The following is a 764-nucleotide window of genomic DNA, read 5'->3' as shown; positions in this document are numbered from 1 at the left end:
CAATTCGCGAAGTGATCAAAATCATTGAGGCCGCAGGTGCGGAGCCAGCAGGTGTTCTGATTGCACTTGACCGCCAGGAAAAGGGTCAGGGCGAGTTGTCTGCCATTCAAGAGGTCGAAAGAGACTTTAATATCCCAGTCGCCAGTATCGTCAACTTAACTCAAGTATTAGACTACATTCAGGATGATGCAAGTTTATCGCAGTACGCGGATGCCGTTTCTGCATATAGATCACAGTTTGGGATTGCTTGATTGATCATAACCTCTGTGCAGCGAAGTTCTCGGTGGTTCAAGTGTTTGATCTCTTAAAGAACTAAACCCAAAAAACCATTAACCACAGAGGGTACAGAGAGGCCTTCGGCCTACACAGAGAAGAGATAAAAACTAAAAATGTTTTTCTCCATGTCTTCTCTGTGCAGCGAAGCGCTCGGTGTTCTCTGTGGTTCAAGTGTTTGATCTCTTAAAGAACGAAACCCAGATAAGCACTCACCACAGAGGTCACGGAGCGGCCTGCGACCTAGACAAGTTTGTTTGCTGGCAGATGAGTATCTGTCTCTACACCAGCAAAGACACCCCAACCAAAATGGTCACTACTTCAAAACAGCGCTTAACAATTTTATTTCCTTTGGCGATCGATAGATGCGCTCCAAGGTAGCCTCCAGCTAAAGCCCCCAAAACCAAAGGAAGTACCCACGACCACTTAACCTCGGTCTGTAAGGCCAGCGTAAGCGCCCCCACACCATTCCAAAACAATCCCACCAAAAT

Annotated in this window: 1 protein-coding gene and 1 pseudogene; one reads left to right on the top strand and one right to left on the bottom strand. The window is 46.9% G+C overall.

Features of this window, described 5'->3' with window-relative positions; genetic code table 11:
- Window positions 1-251: pseudogene (locus A3766_RS30785) on the top strand (orotate phosphoribosyltransferase); the annotation flags it as partial.
- Window positions 252-554: 303 nt separating this feature from the next.
- On the opposite strand, the gene A3766_RS08850 reads toward A3766_RS30785, so the two are convergent.
- Window positions 555-764 (bottom strand): TSUP family transporter (locus tag A3766_RS08850; protein ID WP_156508801.1); only part of this gene is annotated, 210 nt, incomplete at its 5' end.

Source organism: Oleiphilus sp. HI0132 (assembly GCF_001635845.1).
Note: the sequence above shows the minus strand (reverse complement) of the source record. Positions and strands in the feature narration are given on the sequence as shown.